Below are 17,251 nucleotides of genomic sequence, written 5' to 3' on the forward strand. Positions count from 1 at the left end.
TTAGCGCGCCTCCCATTCGACGACATTCGCCTGAATATCCGCAGCCACGGCTGCACTGTCCGAGGCGCCCAGAAGCAATGCCTGCGCGCCGTTCATCAGTGCGGCGTACGGGGCAGGCGCGGTGACACCGAAGTAGTCGGTGACCCAGATCATCGGTACCGGGTTCGCCTGGTACATCTCGATGATTTCCTGCAGAAGCGGATCGCTTCCCGTGACTCCGATGACCGAGGAGGGCTGGTTGAGGGTGTCAGTGAAGAGTTGACCGAACTCCGGGGTGGCCATCCAAGCGAGCAGCTTCTCCGCGCCGTCCGGGTTATCTGCCCTGGCACTCATGGCGAACGACCCTTCCTCGTAGCCCCAGACTGGGTTCGCTTCCGACTCTTGGCCGGGTGCCGGGAGGGTGAAGACGCCGTAGTCCTTGTCAGGAGCGAGGTCACGCAGGGGGCTCAGGTCCCATGACCCAGCGGCATACATCGCGGCGTCCCCAGATGCGAGCATCGCGAGCGCGTCCGTGGCGGCCACTCCTCCAACCTGTTCAGGGAAGTAGGTACTCAAGGCCTTGAACTCGTCGAGGGCAGCAATGAAGTTCTTGTTGTCCCAATCGACATCGCCCTCCTGGGCTTTCGCGATGAAGTTCGCTCCACCGTAGGTGTTTCCCACCAGCGCATCGAACGGCATAGGCAGCCCGGATGCGTCCTTGCCAGAGATGGCAATCGGCACGACGCCGGAGGCGCTGATGGTTTCCAGCAACGGCTCCCAGTCGTCTATCGACGCGGGAGGTTCGACGCCGAGTTCGGCGAAGAGTCCCTTGTCGTAGTAGATGACGATGGCCTGTTGGGCGAACGGAACACCGTACTGCACGTCGTCAACTCTGGACGCGCCGAGCGCTTCGTCGGTGAAGCTGCTCGCGAGGTCAGGGACGATAGTGTCATCGATCGCGACCAGCTGCTCCGCGGCCACATAGTTGTGCATAGCGCTGTAGGGGTGCAACATCGCGATGTCGGGCCCCTTGGTTGCAGAAAGGCCTGTCGCGAGAACGGTGGGGTACTCGGTTCCCGGGTATCCGGTGAACTCCACGGTGACTCCGGGATTCTCCTTCTCGAAGGCGTCGAATACCAGGTCCCACTGATCGGCCTGGGTGGTCTGCCAACTCCACACCTTGATTACTTGCTCGCCACCCTCCGCTGCCGGTTGAGTACTCGACGTGCATCCGGCCAACGCGACGACGAAGACACTCGCCGTCGCGATCGCACTGATGTATCTCTTGCTCATTGCTTTCCTTTCGAATGGATAGAACTCAGGGGGATCGATGGTCACGACGACGCTGGTGACCGCTCTGACTTTTTGGTGCTGGGGGAGCTGCGGCGCGAGACGAGCGCTTCAGCAGACTGCGCCAGCAGCGCGGCCGACGTAGCGACTGTCCGCTGGGCGATGAGGCTATAAAGCAGGTCAGCGACAAAGAGCTGCGCGTGCCGGACAGCCAACGACCCGTGTCGGGACTGTCCACCCTCGACATGGGTGGTGAGCACGAGGTCAGCGCGCTGGGCGAGCGGCGACCCGGGGAAGCCGGTGAGGGCGACCGTGGTGGCGCCGCGATTCTTCGCGGCCGTCAGGGTGTCCACGACTTCTGTGGTGCGGCCACTCCTGGAGATGCCCAAGAAAACGTCCCCGGGCTCGAGGATCGAAGCGCTCATGAGCGCTGCATGAGTATCTGCGAATGCCCAGCACGGACGCCCGATGCGATGGAGCCGAAACTGCAGTTCCTGGGCCACGGTTGCGCTTCCGCCGGCACCGTAGACGTTGATTCGCTTTGCGCCGGTCATTACCTGAGCGACGTCGCTCAGCGAGGTGATCGACAGCTGCTCTGCGGTCTGCTCGAGCGCTAGAACGTCCGTACCCATGACTATCTGCGCCACTGTTGCGGCGGAGTCCCCTGGCTGGATCTCCAGCCCGAGGTCGCGGGTCCATGCTGTCTCATTCGAGCCGTACTCGGCCGCGAGCGCCAACTTGAGGGTCGCGAACCCCTTGACCCCGAGCTCTTGACTAAAGCGGGAGACGCTCGCTTTGGACACTCCGGCGAGTGCAGCTAGTTCAGCGCCGGAGCTGTTGAGCGCCAGAACCGGATCATCAAGGATCTGCTGGGCAATCGCGAGAGAGGCATCGCTCAGTCTCGGCATGATCGCTCGGATTCGTAGCGAGATACGGCTCCCGATCTCTTCCGCCCTCATTGCGACCTCCTTGAACTTTATTTTTACGAAGTTTTCGTAAGTGTGAAACTAAGTCCCAAGCGGAGTAATGTCAACCCTGAGAGGAAGACACGTGAATGTAGAACTGAGCGGTGAGGGGCGGCGCTTCGTCGGCGCCGACCTTGGCGGATCACGGACTCGAGTCGTCGTTATGGATGCCGCAGGCCTCGTGATCCATCGGGCCGAGGGCGAGGGTGTGAACTGGCTCACGACCGCGAGATCCGGTGTGCCCGAGAACATCGAGCGCGTGTTCGCTCGCGCCTTGGACGGACAGGGGAGACGAGTTGCGGCAACAGTGATCGGCGTTGCTGGGGTGCTTCCGTTCGAAGAGCCGCCGACCAGGGCTTTTCGTCAGATGTTGCTTGCCCTCGACGTCACTCACGATCCCGTAGTCATGAACGATCTCGAACTGTTGTTCCGATCCTTCGCCGGCTGGCGATCGGGGCTGGCGCAGGTCGCCGGGACCGGCACTATCGCGGCGCGATTCTCTGAATCCTTCCTGACGCGGACCGTCGACGGGTACGGTCCAACCCTGGGCGATTCTGGGTCGGGGTATTGGCTCGGCCGCGAAGCACTCCGCCTGGCACTTCGGGAAGTCGACGGCCGGGCACCCCGATCCGGCCTTTCCCAGATAGTGCTTCATCACCTCACGTCGCTCGGCCTGATCCCCTCCAGCGAAGTGTGCCCTGACCACGTATGGGGCATCGTGAACGCCATCGACTCAGGACCGCGGAGCGTGGTTGCCGATCTCGCGCGGGTCGTGATCGAGGCGGCGGCTCGGCTTCCCGAAGCAATGTCACTCGTGGCCGGCGCTGCCGCCGAGCTGACAGGCTCGCTTAGCGCGCTCGACCCGCAGCCACACGAGTCTCTCGTCTTGGGCGGAAGCCTCTTGACTCATGACAACCCCTTGAGCGCCGCAGTTATGAGCTGGGCCGACCAACAACAGCTCGAAGTCACCGTCGGGCGGGATGTCGCTTTGGCGGCGGCCGAACTTGCGGCAGCCGAGATCCCTTCGAGGGACGGTTAGATGTAGAGATCACGCGCCCAGAAGATCTTTGTTAGTACTCGTTCTCGGTCACGAAGTACGAGATGCTCGCCCGGCGCGGGCACAGATGCCCGCGCCGATCGAGCAGTGAGCAGTTCCCGCCCGTGCCGCGGATGCCAGGACTCTCACATCCGGCCGAGCGTTGGGTGCGAGATCTCTATGCGCAGCTCGGCGGAATTCAAAGCGAGCCACGGCCCGCACCTCGCGGATGGGACCACCCGCTCGCTGGTCATCTCGTGGACAGCCCCGGACTGGACGATGGCTCTTCCATGGAGGCCGAGCTACTGCTTGCAGCGCGCAGAGCCACCTCCGCTGAGGGCACGTTGCGGAGCGGATGGACAGAACGGGGCTCCCGCATTCGGATGTGTCCGGAAGCCCAGGTGCCCACCGCAGCTAGCGAGTCGCACATCGCGTCGTATAGGGCGCGCTGAAGCCAGGACGGGCACTCCTTCTGCAGCAAGAGCCGGTACGCCGTTTCCACATGCCCGGTCGAGCTGAGTGCATCCATGATGAAGGGGGTACCTGCGAACCCCGTCGAGATGTGATGGCCACTCGCGACGACGAGTTCGCTCAGCCGCCGCCCTGCCCAGTCGATCTGCTCCTCATCGAGAAGCCCGAACACGAGGGCAAGCGAGTAGACGGTAGGGCAATCACTGACGATGCGGCCGCCATCCACGTAGACCGTATTGAATGCGGTCTTGATTCGCGCAGCGAGCTGCGTGAACTCCTCCGTTTCGCTCGCGTAGCCCAGAATCGCAGATGTTTCGGCTACGATCCTGGCGGTTCGATACGCGCATGCTGTTGCCACGACGCCGGGGTCAGCTTTGGCCGCGGCAGCGTTCTCGGGCGGAGCATCGGGGCGGATGGCCGGGTTGCAGGCTTTCGCTCAGCCGGTGGAGCTCGTGCTCGGCATGATCTCGACCGATGGCGGATACCGTCACATCGGTCGCCGTGGGGCCGTCCATGTGGACGTAGGGTCAGCAGCCTAGACCTGAACGCGGCGTCGCATGTCCGCTGATCCCGCGCGCGATGACGACGCCGGCGAGCACCCGGCAAGGGCTTGCGCCCCTGCCGGGTGCTATTCACTAAAGAGTGACTAGCGCCACCCGATCAACCTGGAACTGCGGGGCCCATAGGGTCGTCGAGTCAGTCGCCCGGAACGAGACGCTCAGGCGCGTGATGTCGCCCTGCACCGCGTCGAGCGGCATGCGCAGATCGTTCCACTGGTCGGCGGCGACAGCCTCGACATGCTCATATTCGCCGACGGTGGTGGTCACGGAGATCCGCGCTTCATACGCCGAACCCATCCCACCGTAAGCGTTGAGCGAGACGAGCAGCGCTTGGGCGTCGCCGAGTGCGATGGACTCCTCCGGCTCGACGTACGTCGTCCGCCACTGGTCAGCCGGAGCGCTGCCCGTCAAAGCGGCCAGCATAGATGCTCCCAGGCGTGGGGTTCCCGGCTGGTTGGCACTCGACGGGGCGATGCCCACACTCACCATGTTGTCTCCCGCCACCCAGCCCTGGGCGTCCTCCTCGAAATCGTAGAGCAGGTCGGCGTTCTCCGGCAGCTCCGTGTCCGCCAGTTCAAGCGCCACCCGATCAACCTGGAACTGCGGGGCCCATAGGGTCGTCGAGTCCGTCGCCCGGAACGAGACGCTCAGACGCGTGATGTCGCCCTGCACCGCGTCGAGCGGCATGCGCAGATCGTTCCACTGGTCGGCGGCGACAGCCTCGACGTGCTCATATTCGCCGACGGTGGTGGTCACGGAGATCCGCGCTTCATACGCCGAACCCATCCCACCGTAAGCGTTGAGCGAGACGAGCAGCGCTTGGGCGTCGCCGAGGGCGATGGACTCCCCCGGCTCGACGTACGTCGTCCGCCACTTGTCAGCCGGAGCGCTGCCCGTCAATGCGGCCAGCATAGATGCTCCCAGGCGTGGGGTTCCCGGCTGGTTGGCACTCGACGGGGCGATGCCCACACTCACCACGTTGTCTCCCGCCACCCAGCCCTGGGCGTCCTCCTCGAAATCGTAGAGCAGGTCGGCGTTCTCCGGAAGCTCCGTGTCCGCCAGTTCAAGGACGCTGACGGCGTACTCTCTGCCATCGAATCCGACAACCAAAACGTCTCCGTCCGTCACCTCGGCAATGGTCGCCTCGACATTGACCGAAGAGAGGGACGCCAGATCACCAATCGGCACTTCCTCCTCTTCGAGGACGATCGGACCGTCGAGTGTCGTCAGCGCACCCGAAACCTCTTCGCCGCCTCGGTTGGAGACGGTGAGAGACACGGTTGCCCCTGCCTCGATATCGCGCGCGGAGGCGGAGACGGCCAGGTTTGCAGCACCAATCACGCCCGGCGTCGCGGTGAAGCCGGCATCGCTGACCGACAGCTCCCCCACCCAGTCGGCGTTCGATTGCCCCCGCACCCAGACCTTGACGCGGTCGATCTCGTCGCGCGCATCCCAGCCACTCAGGTCGAGCGTCAGCGTGGTCACATCGCCATGGAGAACAACGGTGCCCTCGGCTACCTCAGCACCCGCGTAGACTTTCACCTTCGCCACACGCTGCGCCGCAGCATCCGATCCCGGCGCGTCGAGCCGCACCTGCAGGTACGGCACCGCAGTGGCATCCACCGCCGTCGCCGTCTGATAGGTCACACCCCGCCATTGCTTGTCTAGTGTGTCGAACGAGGCCGTGACCGCACCATCGGCGACCGTCACTCCGGAGACGTTCTCGCCGGCCACCCATTCCTCGGCGGCAATGGCGATGTCAGGTGTGACGACGTCAGCGCGGAGGTCGACCGGCTGGGTCACCGGCAGTGGCCGGGTTCCCTGTGCCTCGATATCGAGGTCAGGGAAGAGCTCCTCCCACGACTGGGCGCCAATGATGGGGAGCGCGAATCCGGTGTGCTCGCGGGACTCCGGTGTGTCGATGTACTTGAAGACGTCGTAGATACGGCGCTGCGTGCCAGGCGACGAGGGCTCGGGGCGATCGTCATCCCACGTCCACAGACCGAGGCGCAGACCACCCTCCAGCTTGTGGTCGACATGACGATGCAGGATGAACGAGTCAATCCCGGGAGTAGAGACCGCGCGGTAGTAGCCGTAAGCGTACGCGGCGGCTTGGAGGTCGGCGTTCGCCTCGTCGTTGCCCGGCGCGTGAAAACCCTGTTCGGAGAGGATGATGCGGCGCTGATCACCCTCGTATGTGAGCTCGTCCTGCAGCAGATACTGGCCGAGAATGTGCAGGTTCTTGAACGTGACGCGCGGAGTGTCGACCGAGTCGATCGCGGTCTGGTCGTTCCACGTCGCCGGGTTGCCTAGGTTCTCCGGATACGGGTGGTAGGCGACGTTCCAGCCGTACTGACCGCCCTCCGCACTCACAGCGTTCATGCGGTCGAGCACATCTCGCCCCTGGTAATAGCGCGTCGGCTCGGCGCCGTCGTTGCTGATCGTCCAGTAGTGGTCGAGCGAGATATATGTGCGTGCTTGCGCATACTCATTGCGTACGGTCGTGTCGACCCAGCGCACGGCGCGCTCGTAGTCGTCGACGTAGCGATTGATCGACTTCTCGCCCATGTTCTGCCAGATCCAGCCGGTGTTCACCTCGTTGCCAACGATCCAGCCGACGACCCGACCGTGCGCTTGGTCCTCGCGGGTGTACCGGTCGGCCAGGAACGCCATGGTCCCGCGAAAGAACCGCGAGTTCTCGTCGACCGTGTTGAAGGCGTAGACCACCGCGCCGGACGCTCCTCGTGCCGCGTCAGGATGGATGATAAGGTCCGCGGCGCCAGGATTCGAATACTCGTTGTCGTAGGCGATCAGGATGGCGTTGACCACCATCCCGTTGTCCGACAGCGGCTTAATCGTCTGATCGAGATCGGTCATGTACTTCTTGTTGAAGTGGTAGGTCTCGCCGTCATGCTCGAACGCGATCGCATCGTTGCTCGCATCGGTCTGGATCGCCTCGTCGAGCGCGATATTGATCGCCGCATGCCCGACACCCAGCTCGTCGGCGTCGTCCGTCAGCTGCACCTGCAGGCCCTTCTTGGTCGCGGGTGCGGGGAACTCGAACTCGTTCTCCGCCGGGTAATCGTGCACCGTCACGTAGCGCGCCGAGTCGATGTATGCCGGCGTACCGCCGGCGTCAGCGACCACCAGGAACTTCGACGAGATCCGGTCTCGCTCGTCGTCGAGGCGCGGCACCGCGAAGGAGAAGTCTCCCCCGCCGTCGGTGGTCGCGAGCTCGATCCCGTCTGCGTAGTCCGGCTCATACTCCCACCCGTCCAGCTCATACAGTGTGAGCGTCTGTCCCGCGGTAGATGCCGGAGCGGAGCCGGAGACGAGTATCTGGTCGCTCGTCGCCGTCACATCACCCACCGATCCGATGTGCTCGACCGGTTCGCGGTCGCCCTCGACCGGTTCGGGTTCGGGCAACGGCTCGTCGTTGAAAGAGAACCCGATGTCGGCGAAAATCACTCGCCCATCATCGGTCGCATTCTCGCCAGGATCGATTCGCAGACGTCGGATAGTCCCCTCCCACGCGGGAACGCCGCGCAGGTCGATGAGGTACTCCCCGGGTTCGGTCTCGTTGGGCCGAAGCGTGAAGGTCGCGCTTCGCGCCTCGGAGCCCGTGGGCTGCGCTTCGGTCTCCCAATAGATCTTGCCCACGGTGTTCGACGTCTCATTCTGCGCATGGATCACCACGGTATTCGCGGTGGTCGCATCGAGCGCGAAGGTGTCGGACATCAGCCACGGATCATTGCCGGTGACCTGAAGCTCGAGTCCGGCCGCCGTCACCTCGACGGTGGCCGTGCTGTTTCCGACGGTCCATCCCTGGGCGTCACCGGGAGTGCCGAACGTCCACTGCGGCGACTCATCCGCGACCGCGGCGACGGGAGCGCCGATGACCCCGCCGATCAGAGTGGCTGCCACAGTTAGCGCCAGCATGCGCCAACGTCCTGCCGAGTGTCTGCGAATCCTCGATCCGAAAGGGACCTGCCCATGCTGCGTCATGATTGCGCTCCTACCAATTCGTCGTCGAATACTGCCGGGTTGTTCTTTTGGGACCAATCGTCCGCGTCGCGAGGGCTTCTCGACCGGGCGCGGCGTTTCTGTCGCACGCGTCTGGTCGATCACACCCTCGTGCGCCGCTTCCGGCGCAGCATGGCTATCGTCGGTCTTACTCTGTTGAATGCTGACGATGCGCACCATAAAGTGAAACGTTATACTGACTATCTACCTGGTCCACTTGTGTGTCAAGCCCTGCCAAGGCGGAAGGCGAACGGCGCGAGGGACCGGCTTGCTCTTGGCGCGACCACCTCGGTTCCGCCGACCACCATGAGACGGACCGTGAGTTCGTCGACGCTCCCCGCTTCGTCCGGCACCAGGCCGATGCTCACGCGGCCAGACGCGCGAGAGCACTGTTCCATGCCCCGCACAGGAGGCCGGAGTCCGAGACGGCATCCGATCCCATGGAAAACCCCCGCGGATCACGAGAGATCCCGACAACGGCACCATCCACTCGCTGACTGTCCTGAGGTCAATAGACCACTCGGCGAAAGGCCGAGTGCGCGTAGAGTGCGGCGAGTCGCCACCCGCGGCGGATGCCGTTGCTCTTCCAAGGGGTTTCGGGAATGAAACGTTAGTATTGGATTCTGCTCGACCCCTCGCTCTGGAGCGAGTGCCTGGTCCGGCGCCCTCGATGAGGACGGAGATCCGTGTGGCGAGTATGAAAGATGTCGCACTGCGAGCATCGGTGTCGTTGGGAACCGTGTCGAAGTATCTGAACGCTCCTCACCGTGTCGCACCAGCCACCCAACAGCGGATCCGTGACGCGGTTGACGCCCTGGGATACACGCGCAATGAGGCGGCCCGCCAGCTCAAGTCCGGACGCAGTCGCGTGCTAGCGTTCGTCGCTCTCGAGCTGAATAACCCCTTCTTCGGAGAGGTCGCCGAGGGCATGGAGCGTCGCGCTGCCGAAGACGACCTCTACCTCTCCATCGTCAGCACCAGTGGTAGCGCTGAACGCGAGACCGATTACATCAGGATGCTCGTCCAGCAAAGGGTGTACGGCGTGATCCTGGCGTCCGGCACGACTCGGCCGGAAGCCTTCGACATCCTGCGCACCGCAGGCATGCCGACCGTGCTGATGGACGCCTACGCCGTCAGCGCGCGGTTCTCCTCCTGCTCCATAAACGACTACTCCGGAGCCCGTAAGGCTACCGAGCACCTCATCGCCCAGGGGTGTCGCCGCATTGCCTTCGTGGGAGGCGAAAATCACACCTACCAGATCGCCGAACGCCTGCGGGGGGCATCCGCCGCCATCGAAGGCGTAGAAGGTGTCGCTCTCGAGGTCGTGCCGACGGTCGACCGCTCCGTGCATGCTGGACTCAGGGTGGGGCGAGAACTCGCCGCACGTCCATCCTACGAGCGCCCGGATGGGATCTTCGCTGCGAACGACTCGCTCGCCATCGGCGCTATCGGGGCGCTGACGCGTGATCGTCGCATCTCCATCCCTCGCGATATCGCGGTCGTCGGATACGACGATGTCGACTTCGTTGCCGCATCGGCCGTGCCGCTCACTTCCGTGCGGCGCCCGCGGGAGGTCTTCGGCCGCCGCGCCGTCGATCTCATCCGCGATCAGGTGGATGCCGGCAGTCCGGGCGGGGCGATCGAGCACGTGCTGATCGAACCCGAACTGATCGTCCGCGAGAGTTCCATCCGGTGCGTCTGACAGCACCACCCTCGTCGGTCGGCCACTCGCCGCGATGGTGTGAGTTCCGGCCGAAAAGCGCTGTCGAGCGGTCACCGGGCGGTTGCCGCCGTCGACCGCGGACCCAGCGAACTTCGAGGGCAGGACGACGTCGGCGAGGACCCCGTCCGGGATTGTCACGACCAGCCGCGGCTCATGAGCATGCAACTCCACACGCACGGTCCCCCTCGGCGTGTACGTGGTGTCTTCAAGGACGCGAAGCCCTGCGGAGTGCGGCTCGATCCGGAGAAGCGCGCCGCCCGGCTCGACGATGCGCACCCCGAGCAGGGTGTCGTGCATCCAGATCAGCGGTGAGGCAGCCCATCCATGCGATCCCGTGGCGTCGACCGGCTGCGTGTCGAGCAGTTCGCCGGTCGCCAGGCCGCGATCCGCGCGGGTGACGATCGAGGAGCATGAAGAGGATGAAGACGGGTGTGATCGCGGCGATCGAGATGCTGCGCCGCCGCTATGAGCCGGCTCCTTAACCTCGTGAGGTCGAACGATCCCTACTCCGGTTCAGCCGGCGAACGCATGGGTTGCGACTCCGCGCACTTGCGGTTGCGCTCGAAAGAGTGCACCGGCGCTTGCATCACGTCGCGGAAGATCCTGCTGCGATGTGGTGATGTACAAATCGTCGAGCTGTGGACCGCCAAATGCACACGCGCTGACATGTGGCGTCGGCAGTTCGATGCGGGCGTCCTGCTTTGCGTCCGGCCCGATCCTAATGATTGCGCCAGCCCCCCACATCGCCACCCAGACCCCGCCCTCGGCATCGACGGCGATGCCGTCCGGCAGACCTGCGATTTTACTGAGGTCTGCAAATGGTTCCCTGTCTGCTAGGCCTGCGGGCGCCAGGCGTAGGCGATCGATGCGGCGCGTTGCGGTGTCGACGTAGAACATTGAATCGCTGAGCGGGTCACCGGCGAGCCCGTTGGAGATGCTGATCCCCTCGGCGACGACGCTTACCGTTCCCGACGGATCCAGTCGATACAGATGCCCGCTGTCGGCAGGACCCTCCGTGCCGCACAGGAACGAGCCATCGGTTGCGCAGGAACCGTCGTTCATACGCAAACGCTCATCGTCGAAAGCCCTTATTTCGCGCTCCGGGCGAAGATCGGCATCGGCAAGCAGGAACCCGTCTCGCGTGGCTATAACCCAGCCCCCGTTGACGCGGGGCCGGAGCGCCGCTGCCCAAGAGCCAATGCGCACGGCGCTCGGGCTCTTTCCCGTCTCCGGGTGAAGGTGAAGGACGGTCCCCTCGACCATATCGACCCACCGGAGTGAACCATCGCGGTGATCCCACACCGGACCTTCCCCGTGAGAGCACAGCGTCGGAGTTATCTGCGCGACGGGAATCAATAGCTGGCCCGTCCACCGCTGATGTCGTAGACCGCGCCAGTCGAGAAGCTGCACTGATCGGAGGTCAGCCAGGCGATTAGGGCGGCAACTTCCGCCGGCCGGCCCACCCGACCCATCGGGATGAGCGAGGTGATGTGCGCCAGCACGTCGGGGGACGTCGTGGCATTCATGGGAGTGTCGATCACGGCGGGGGCGATTGCGTTCACGAGCACGCCGGTCTTGGCCAGTTCCTTGCCCAGAGATTTCGTCAGTCCGATGATCGCCGCCTTTGACGCCGAATAGGCGCTGAGATTCGGATTGCCGTCCTTCCCGGCCATGCTCGCGATGTTGACGATACGCCCCCAGCCTCGTTCCATCATCCCGGGCACGACTGCGCGCGTGACAGCGTATGTGCCATGGACGTTAACGTCGAAAGTGCGTCGCCAATCTTCCGGATCGACGTCCCACAACGGCTGGTTTGGCCCTACGATTCCTGCACTGTTGACGAGGATATCGACGGGCCCGACCGCGATGACAGCTTCATGCACCGAAGCAGAGTCGGTCACGTCGACGTGGAAGTCAGCGCTGGCTGACACATCGAACGTGATGACCTCGATCCCGTCGGCGCGAAGTCGCTCAGCGCTGGCCGCCCCAAGCCCGCTCTGTCCGCCGGTAATGATTGCACGCCTCATGTGACACTCCTAGCTATCGTGGTCGAGCGAATGAAGAACCTCATCGCGGGGCCAGAACCGTCTGACGTTGAGATCCGAGAGCGTCGATCTCAAGTTCGATGACGTCTCCTGGCTGTAACCAGATCGGGGGCTGAAACCCCATACCGACACCTGGAGGCGTCCCCGTGTTGATGAGATCCCCCGGCTCTAACACAAGAAACTGGCTGATGTAATGCACGATGAAATAAGGGTCGAAGATCATCCTCGAAGTGGAGCCGTCCTGCCGACGCACGCCGTTGACGTCTAACCTCATCCCGAGTGCGAGGACGTCCGCTACTTCGTCCTGGGTTACCAGCCACGGTCCCACCGGGTTGAACGTCTCAGCTGACTTGCCTTTAAGCCACTGACCACCTCGATCCAACTGGAAAGCACGTTCGCTAACGTCGTTGACGACGACCCAGCCGGCGATGCAGTCACGCGCCTGCTCCGGAGAGGCCAGATAACTTGCCCGCTCGCCGATGACAATGCCGAGTTCGACTTCCCAATCAGGCTTGGTCGAACCGCGGGGAATCCGCACATCGTCATTCGGACCGACGAGCGTGTTGGGTGACTTGGTGAACAAGATCGGCTCCGCAGGTACCGCCTGCCCCGTCTCCGCCGCGTGATCGCTGTAGTTCAATCCGACGCAGATGATCTGGTGGGGCCGGGCAATCGGCGCCCCAATTCGTTGACACAGGAGCAGATGGACGTCGCCAGATTGAACACGTTGATCAACCACGGGCCGGATGCGTTCTATCCCCCCGCCGGCAAAGAACGCCTCGTCGTACTCAGTGACGACGTCGGAGAGATCGACGTAGGTGTCGTCAGTGATGAACACCGCGGGCCGTTCCTCGCCAATGGCTCCGATCCGAGCAAGCTTCATACGTCTCCTTCTATCGATTTTCGAATGACGCTCCTCTTACAGCACAGTCGGAGATCGGTCTCAGACGGAGCGTGAGGATCACTCAACTCGAAGGGCAATCGGCATCTGCAGCGAGTGTGTGCCCGGCCCGAGTTCGACATCGTTTCTGCCTGGAACGCGGAACGTCCCTGTTGTTCCGAACGGCAGAGTGACCGTGACTGCGATCTCGCGATCACGACGCTCCCACTGCACCGTGGCAACGCCATGGGGGGTCTTCAGACTCGTCTTGGCCCATTCAATCTGATCGCCTGTAATAGGCGCGATCAGGATGCGACGGTATCCGGGCTCAAGCGGGGCGAGCCCACCGAGCACTCGGTGCATCCAATCCGCTACCGCTCCCAGCGCGTAGTGGTTGAAACTCGTCATGCCCCCCGGGTTGATACTCCCATCCGGAAGCATCGAGTCCCAACGCTCCCAGATCGTGGTCGCGCCCTGCGTCACAGGATAAAGCCAAGACGGGCACTCCTTCTGCAGCAAGAGCCGGTACGCCGTTTCCACATGCCCGGTCGAGCTGAGTGCATCCATGATGAACGGGGTACCTGCAAACCCCGTCGAGATGTGATGGCCACTCGCGACGACTAGTTCGCTCAGCCGCCGCCCTGCCCAGTCGACCTGCTCCTCATCGAGAAGCCCGAACACGATCGCAAGCGAGTAGACGGTAGGACAATCGCTGACGATGCGGTCACCATCCACATAGACGGTATTGAATGCGGTCTTGATTCGCGCAGCGAGCTGCGTGAACTCCTCCGCTTCGCTCGCGTAGCCCAGAATCGCAGATGTTTCGGCTACGATCCGGGCGGTTCGATACGCGCACGCTGATGCCACGACGCCGGGGTCAGCTTTGGCCGCGGCAGCGTCTTCGGGTGGAGCGTCGGGGTCCAGCCAATCGCCGAACTGGAACCCTTCCTCCCACACGCCACGATCCGACAGCGCGTCTTGGACTACGCGTGCATGCCTCGTCATCGACGGGAACGCATCGCGAAGCGTATCCGTCTCCCCGTATGCCTCCCACATAGCCCAGGGCACCCAAGCCGCCGCATCACTCCAGATAGCGGTGACCGGCGGCTTGTCGTACACGCTCTCAGCCTCTATGTACTTCAGCACGTCGGGTACAACGAAGGGAACGACTCCGTCATGGTGCCGCTGTTCCAGGGCCAGATCGGTGAGCCAATTTTGAAGGAAGCCGCGGACGTCGAACAGGAACGACGCCGTAGGGGCGAAAGCTGCGATGTCTCCCGTCCATCCCAAACGCTCATCGCGTTGGGGGCAGTCTGTGGGTATGTCAACAAAGTTTCCTTGCATGCCCGTCACCACGTTTTGGTGGAGCTGGTTGAGCAGCGGGTCAGAGCACTCAAACTGACCGATTCGTGCCAAGTCCGAGCTGATAACCACCGCTTCCAGATCACCAGGCTGGATGGCGCTCATTGCGTGCGGCCAACCCTCAAGCTCGACATAGCGAAATCCGTGGAATGTGAACCTCGGCTCGAAGACGTCCTGCCGCCCACTGAGAATGTACTCATCCGTTGCCTTCGCCGTCCGGAGGGGTCGAGTCCCCAATTCTCCGTGCTCCAGCACCTCCGCATGACGCAGGATCAGGTGCGACCCGACTGAACCCGTCACCTTCACTCGGACCCAACCGACTACATTCTTCCCGTAGTCGACGATGATCGTCCCTCTGGAAGTCGTCCACATGTCGACGGGCACGATCGAGTACTGGCGGCGGACCGGCGGACTGACATAGGGCACCAGCTTCCGCGGATCAACATCAACGACATGGGTGCCACCCCATCCATCGCCGCCGCCTTCACCGGTCCGCATGACAGCCTCGATATCGACTCGCCCGTCGATCGTCTGTCCGTCGTAAAGACTGTTGCTGAGGATAGAGCTCGGTCCAGCCATCCATGACGGATCCGTGCCGACGACCTGCTCGTGACCGTCTTCGAAGGCGATCCGCAACTCGAGTAGCGCTGCGAGTTCCTGCCCGTACGGTCGCGCGCCGTCACCGAAACCGAGTCGTCCCCGGAACCATCCGTTCCCGAGAACCGCACTGAGGGTGACCTTCTCCAAGGGGCCGTTCTCCAAGGTGCCGTTCTCCAAGTGCGACAACACGTCGTACTCCGCGTACCTCAGTCGCCACTCGTAGCTCGTCCAGCCGGGAGTCAGCAGGTCCTCCGAGATCGCCGCGCCGTCGATATACGCCTCGATCACTCCCAGCGCGGAGACGCGCATTGAAGCTCGGACGATGGCGCCGTGGTCGCGATCAAGCGAAATGGTCTTGCGTAGGAGCGGTGCCGTCAAGTCGGCATCGTCGGGCGCTACGAACGCCGCCTCAAAGGTGGTGGTCATGAACGTCTCTCTGACTGAGGGATTTGGGAGCGATTCTAGAAGGCCGTGTGGCTCGCAGTATGGACTACTTCATGCCGCTGATGAGCATGCCGTCGCGGATCTGACGGTTGAAGATAAGGAACATGACCGTCGTCGGCACCAGGATGATGAACCCTCCGGCAAGCAGAGCCGGGAAGTTCGTCACGTATTGCCCCTGGAAATAGGTCAGGCCGACAGCGGCAGTCATTTGTTCTGGGGAGTTCAAGTAGATAAGGGGCCCGAGCAGATCGTTCCAGGAGCCGAGGAATCCGAGAATCGCGAGCACAGCGAGGGGACCGCGGAGGAGAGGGAGGTAAATCGTGAAGAGAACTCTCGGAACGGAGCAGCCGTCCAGCACCGCCGCTTCATACAGTTCGTTCGGCACGCCGAGCACGAATTGGCGCAGGAAGAAGACAGCGAACGCGGTTCCCGTCCACATCGGCAGAATCAAAGCCCACGGGGTATCGACGAGGCCGATCGCACGCATCATCGTATAGAGCGGGATCATCGTGATCGTTCCGGGAATCAGCAATGTGAACACGATGATCGCGAAGAGCGCACCTCGACCCGGGAACCTGAGTTTCGCGATCGCGAACGCGGCCAGCAGACTGCCCAGCAGATTTCCCGCTGTAGCGAGGACTGCGATGAAGAGTCCGTTGAACAGCATCCTCAGCATCGGCATCTCTGTGAAGACATCCGCATAGTTCTGGAGCGTCCACGTCGTCGGCAGCACCGACAATGACGAGATGTAGTCCTCGTTCGTCCGGAAGGTGGTCAGCAACGTGATGAGAAACGGACCGAGGATGACGAGAGAGCCCAGGGCGAGGACGACGTACGCGACGATCGAGTGCTCGCGTCGCTGCCGCCTTCGAGGCGTCTTATAGCCGCGTCGCATGGTTACTAACGACGCCGTTGCGGACTCCTGGGCATTCGACGTCGAAATCAGACTAGATGTCATAGTTGACCCACTTCTTCTGAACTTTGAGTTGAATCGCAGTCATCGATAGCAGAATCACGATGAGGAACACCGAAAGCGCAGCCGCGTATCCCATCTGGAGACCGCCGAAAGCTCGCTCGTAGATGTAGGCCATGATCGTGAGAGTCGAGTCCAGTGGCCCTTTGAGAATGAACACTTCACCGAATGTTTGGAAGCCCGCGATGAGGGAGATGATGAGAACGAAGAAGGTGGTGGGAGTCAGAAGTGGGAACGTTACGTACCGGAATCGCTGCCATGCGTTGGCCCCATCAATCTCCGCCGCGTCGTAGTACTCCTGGGGGATGGTCTGCAGACCGGCAACATAAAGAAGGGCTATGTAGCCGACCCCTCCCCAAACGACCATTACGGCGATCGATGTGAGCGCGTGATCCGGTCCCATCCAGAAGACAGGCTCCCACCCGAGGGCGGCTCTGAATTGGTTGAGCAATCCGTCGACGTCGTACAGATACATCCAGATGAAAGCGACGGATACCACATGACAAGTCGTAGGGAAGAAGAGAGCTAATCGGAAGAACGTGCCGAAGCGGGTCACCCTGGTCATGGCGACACCAAGCCCGAGACCGATGGCGATCTTCGCTGGCACCGTGAGTATCACGAGGAGAGCAGTGTTACTCATTGCCTTCCAGAAGCGGGGGTCGCCGAAGGCGGAGGTGAAGTTGCCAACACCTAGCCATTGAGCGGGGGAAATAAGATCCCAGCTGGTGAAGCTCAGGGCGATGCCGATCGCGGCCGCGACGTACACCAGGGCCAGCCCCACGCAGATGGGGACAATGAATACAGGTAGCCATCGTTTCGATCCGGGCGTGAAGTTATGGATCTGTTTAGCGGTGGCTCCCGGTGCTGTGGGGCTGGCGCCCGGTGACGTGGTAACCATGA

13 protein-coding genes are annotated in these 17,251 nt (G+C 62.7%); 3 read left to right on the forward strand and 10 right to left on the reverse strand.

Features of this window, described 5'->3' with window-relative positions:
- A complete protein-coding gene (locus tag QFZ21_RS08650) occupies positions 1–1,272 on the reverse strand; it encodes an ABC transporter substrate-binding protein (protein ID WP_307376723.1) in 1,272 nt (423 codons plus the stop codon).
- Between the two features lie 41 nt (positions 1,273–1,313).
- Positions 1,314–2,228: a MurR/RpiR family transcriptional regulator gene (locus QFZ21_RS08655; protein WP_307376726.1), complete on the reverse strand. Its 915-nt coding sequence runs from the start codon at positions 2,226–2,228 to the stop codon at positions 1,314–1,316.
- Between the two features lie 91 nt (positions 2,229–2,319).
- Between QFZ21_RS08655 and QFZ21_RS08660 the strand changes: the two genes are divergently transcribed.
- On the forward strand, positions 2,320–3,273 hold the full coding sequence (locus QFZ21_RS08660; protein ID WP_307376729.1) for an N-acetylglucosamine kinase: 954 nt from the start codon (positions 2,320–2,322) through the stop codon (positions 3,271–3,273).
- 247 nt (positions 3,274–3,520) lie between these two features.
- Here QFZ21_RS08660 and QFZ21_RS08665 read toward each other — a convergent pair whose 3' ends face one another.
- Positions 3,521–4,099, reverse strand: a complete 579-nt coding sequence (locus QFZ21_RS08665) for a hypothetical protein (protein WP_373426009.1) — start codon at positions 4,097–4,099, stop codon at positions 3,521–3,523.
- 277 nt (positions 4,100–4,376) lie between these two features.
- The gene (locus QFZ21_RS08670; RefSeq protein WP_307376730.1) at positions 4,377–8,225 is read right to left on the reverse strand and encodes a DUF5722 domain-containing protein; all 3,849 of its coding nucleotides are present in this window, start codon (positions 8,223–8,225) and stop codon (positions 4,377–4,379) included.
- A 796-nt stretch (positions 8,226–9,021) separates the two neighbouring features.
- Here QFZ21_RS08670 and QFZ21_RS08675 point away from each other — a divergent pair.
- Positions 9,022–10,026 carry a LacI family DNA-binding transcriptional regulator gene (locus tag QFZ21_RS08675; protein WP_307381265.1) on the forward strand — a complete coding sequence of 335 codons (1,005 nt, stop codon included), beginning with the start codon at positions 9,022–9,024 and terminating at the stop codon, positions 10,024–10,026.
- A gap of 174 nt (positions 10,027–10,200) precedes the next feature.
- Positions 10,201–10,359, forward strand: a complete 159-nt coding sequence (locus QFZ21_RS08680; protein ID WP_307376733.1) for a hypothetical protein — start codon at positions 10,201–10,203, stop codon at positions 10,357–10,359.
- Positions 10,360–10,560: 201 nt separating this feature from the next.
- On the opposite strand, the gene QFZ21_RS08685 is transcribed toward QFZ21_RS08680, so the two are convergent.
- The 6 genes from QFZ21_RS08685 to QFZ21_RS08710 form a co-directional block, all read right to left on the reverse strand.
- On the reverse strand, positions 10,561–11,457 hold the full coding sequence (locus QFZ21_RS08685; RefSeq protein ID WP_307376736.1) for an SMP-30/gluconolactonase/LRE family protein: 897 nt from the start codon (positions 11,455–11,457) through the stop codon (positions 10,561–10,563).
- Positions 11,400–12,074: an SDR family NAD(P)-dependent oxidoreductase gene (locus QFZ21_RS08690; protein ID WP_307376739.1), complete on the reverse strand. Its 675-nt coding sequence runs from the start codon at positions 12,072–12,074 to the stop codon at positions 11,400–11,402. Before QFZ21_RS08690 ends, QFZ21_RS08685 begins: the two co-directional genes overlap by 58 nt.
- Before the next feature lie 40 nt (positions 12,075–12,114).
- Positions 12,115–12,975: a fumarylacetoacetate hydrolase family protein gene (locus QFZ21_RS08695; protein ID WP_307376742.1), complete on the reverse strand. Its 861-nt coding sequence runs from the start codon at positions 12,973–12,975 to the stop codon at positions 12,115–12,117.
- A 78-nt stretch (positions 12,976–13,053) separates the two neighbouring features.
- Positions 13,054–15,360, reverse strand: a complete 2,307-nt coding sequence (locus QFZ21_RS08700) for an alpha-L-rhamnosidase (protein ID WP_307376745.1) — start codon at positions 15,358–15,360, stop codon at positions 13,054–13,056.
- 64 nt (positions 15,361–15,424) lie between these two features.
- Positions 15,425–16,111, reverse strand: coding sequence for a carbohydrate ABC transporter permease (locus QFZ21_RS08705; RefSeq protein ID WP_307376748.1), 687 nt, complete (start codon positions 16,109–16,111; stop codon positions 15,425–15,427).
- 214 nt (positions 16,112–16,325) lie between these two features.
- Positions 16,326–17,249 (reverse strand): carbohydrate ABC transporter permease, encoded by a 924-nt coding sequence (locus QFZ21_RS08710; RefSeq protein WP_307376750.1) that lies wholly within the window; start codon positions 17,247–17,249, stop codon positions 16,326–16,328.
- Positions 17,250–17,251: the final 2 nt, after the last annotated feature.

It is taken from the genome of Microbacterium sp. W4I20, assembly GCF_030816505.1.
In the GTDB taxonomy this organism is placed as follows: Bacteria; Actinomycetota; Actinomycetes; order Actinomycetales; family Microbacteriaceae; genus Microbacterium.

Coding starts and splice junctions, on each gene's coding strand:
- QFZ21_RS08700 (WP_307376745.1), bottom strand. CDS start 15,360: ATGACCACCACCTTTGAGGCGGCGTTCGTAGCGCCCGACGATGCCGAC.
- QFZ21_RS08680 (WP_307376733.1), top strand. CDS start 10,201: ATGAGCATGCAACTCCACACGCACGGTCCCCCTCGGCGTGTACGTGGT.
- QFZ21_RS08710 (WP_307376750.1), bottom strand. CDS start 17,249: ATGGTTACCACGTCACCGGGCGCCAGCCCCACAGCACCGGGAGCCACC.
- QFZ21_RS08650 (WP_307376723.1), bottom strand. CDS start 1,272: ATGAGCAAGAGATACATCAGTGCGATCGCGACGGCGAGTGTCTTCGTC.
- QFZ21_RS08690 (WP_307376739.1), bottom strand. CDS start 12,074: ATGAGGCGTGCAATCATTACCGGCGGACAGAGCGGGCTTGGGGCGGCC.
- QFZ21_RS08655 (WP_307376726.1), bottom strand. CDS start 2,228: ATGAGGGCGGAAGAGATCGGGAGCCGTATCTCGCTACGAATCCGAGCG.
- QFZ21_RS08675 (WP_307381265.1), top strand. CDS start 9,022: ATGAAAGATGTCGCACTGCGAGCATCGGTGTCGTTGGGAACCGTGTCG.
- QFZ21_RS08695 (WP_307376742.1), bottom strand. CDS start 12,975: ATGAAGCTTGCTCGGATCGGAGCCATTGGCGAGGAACGGCCCGCGGTG.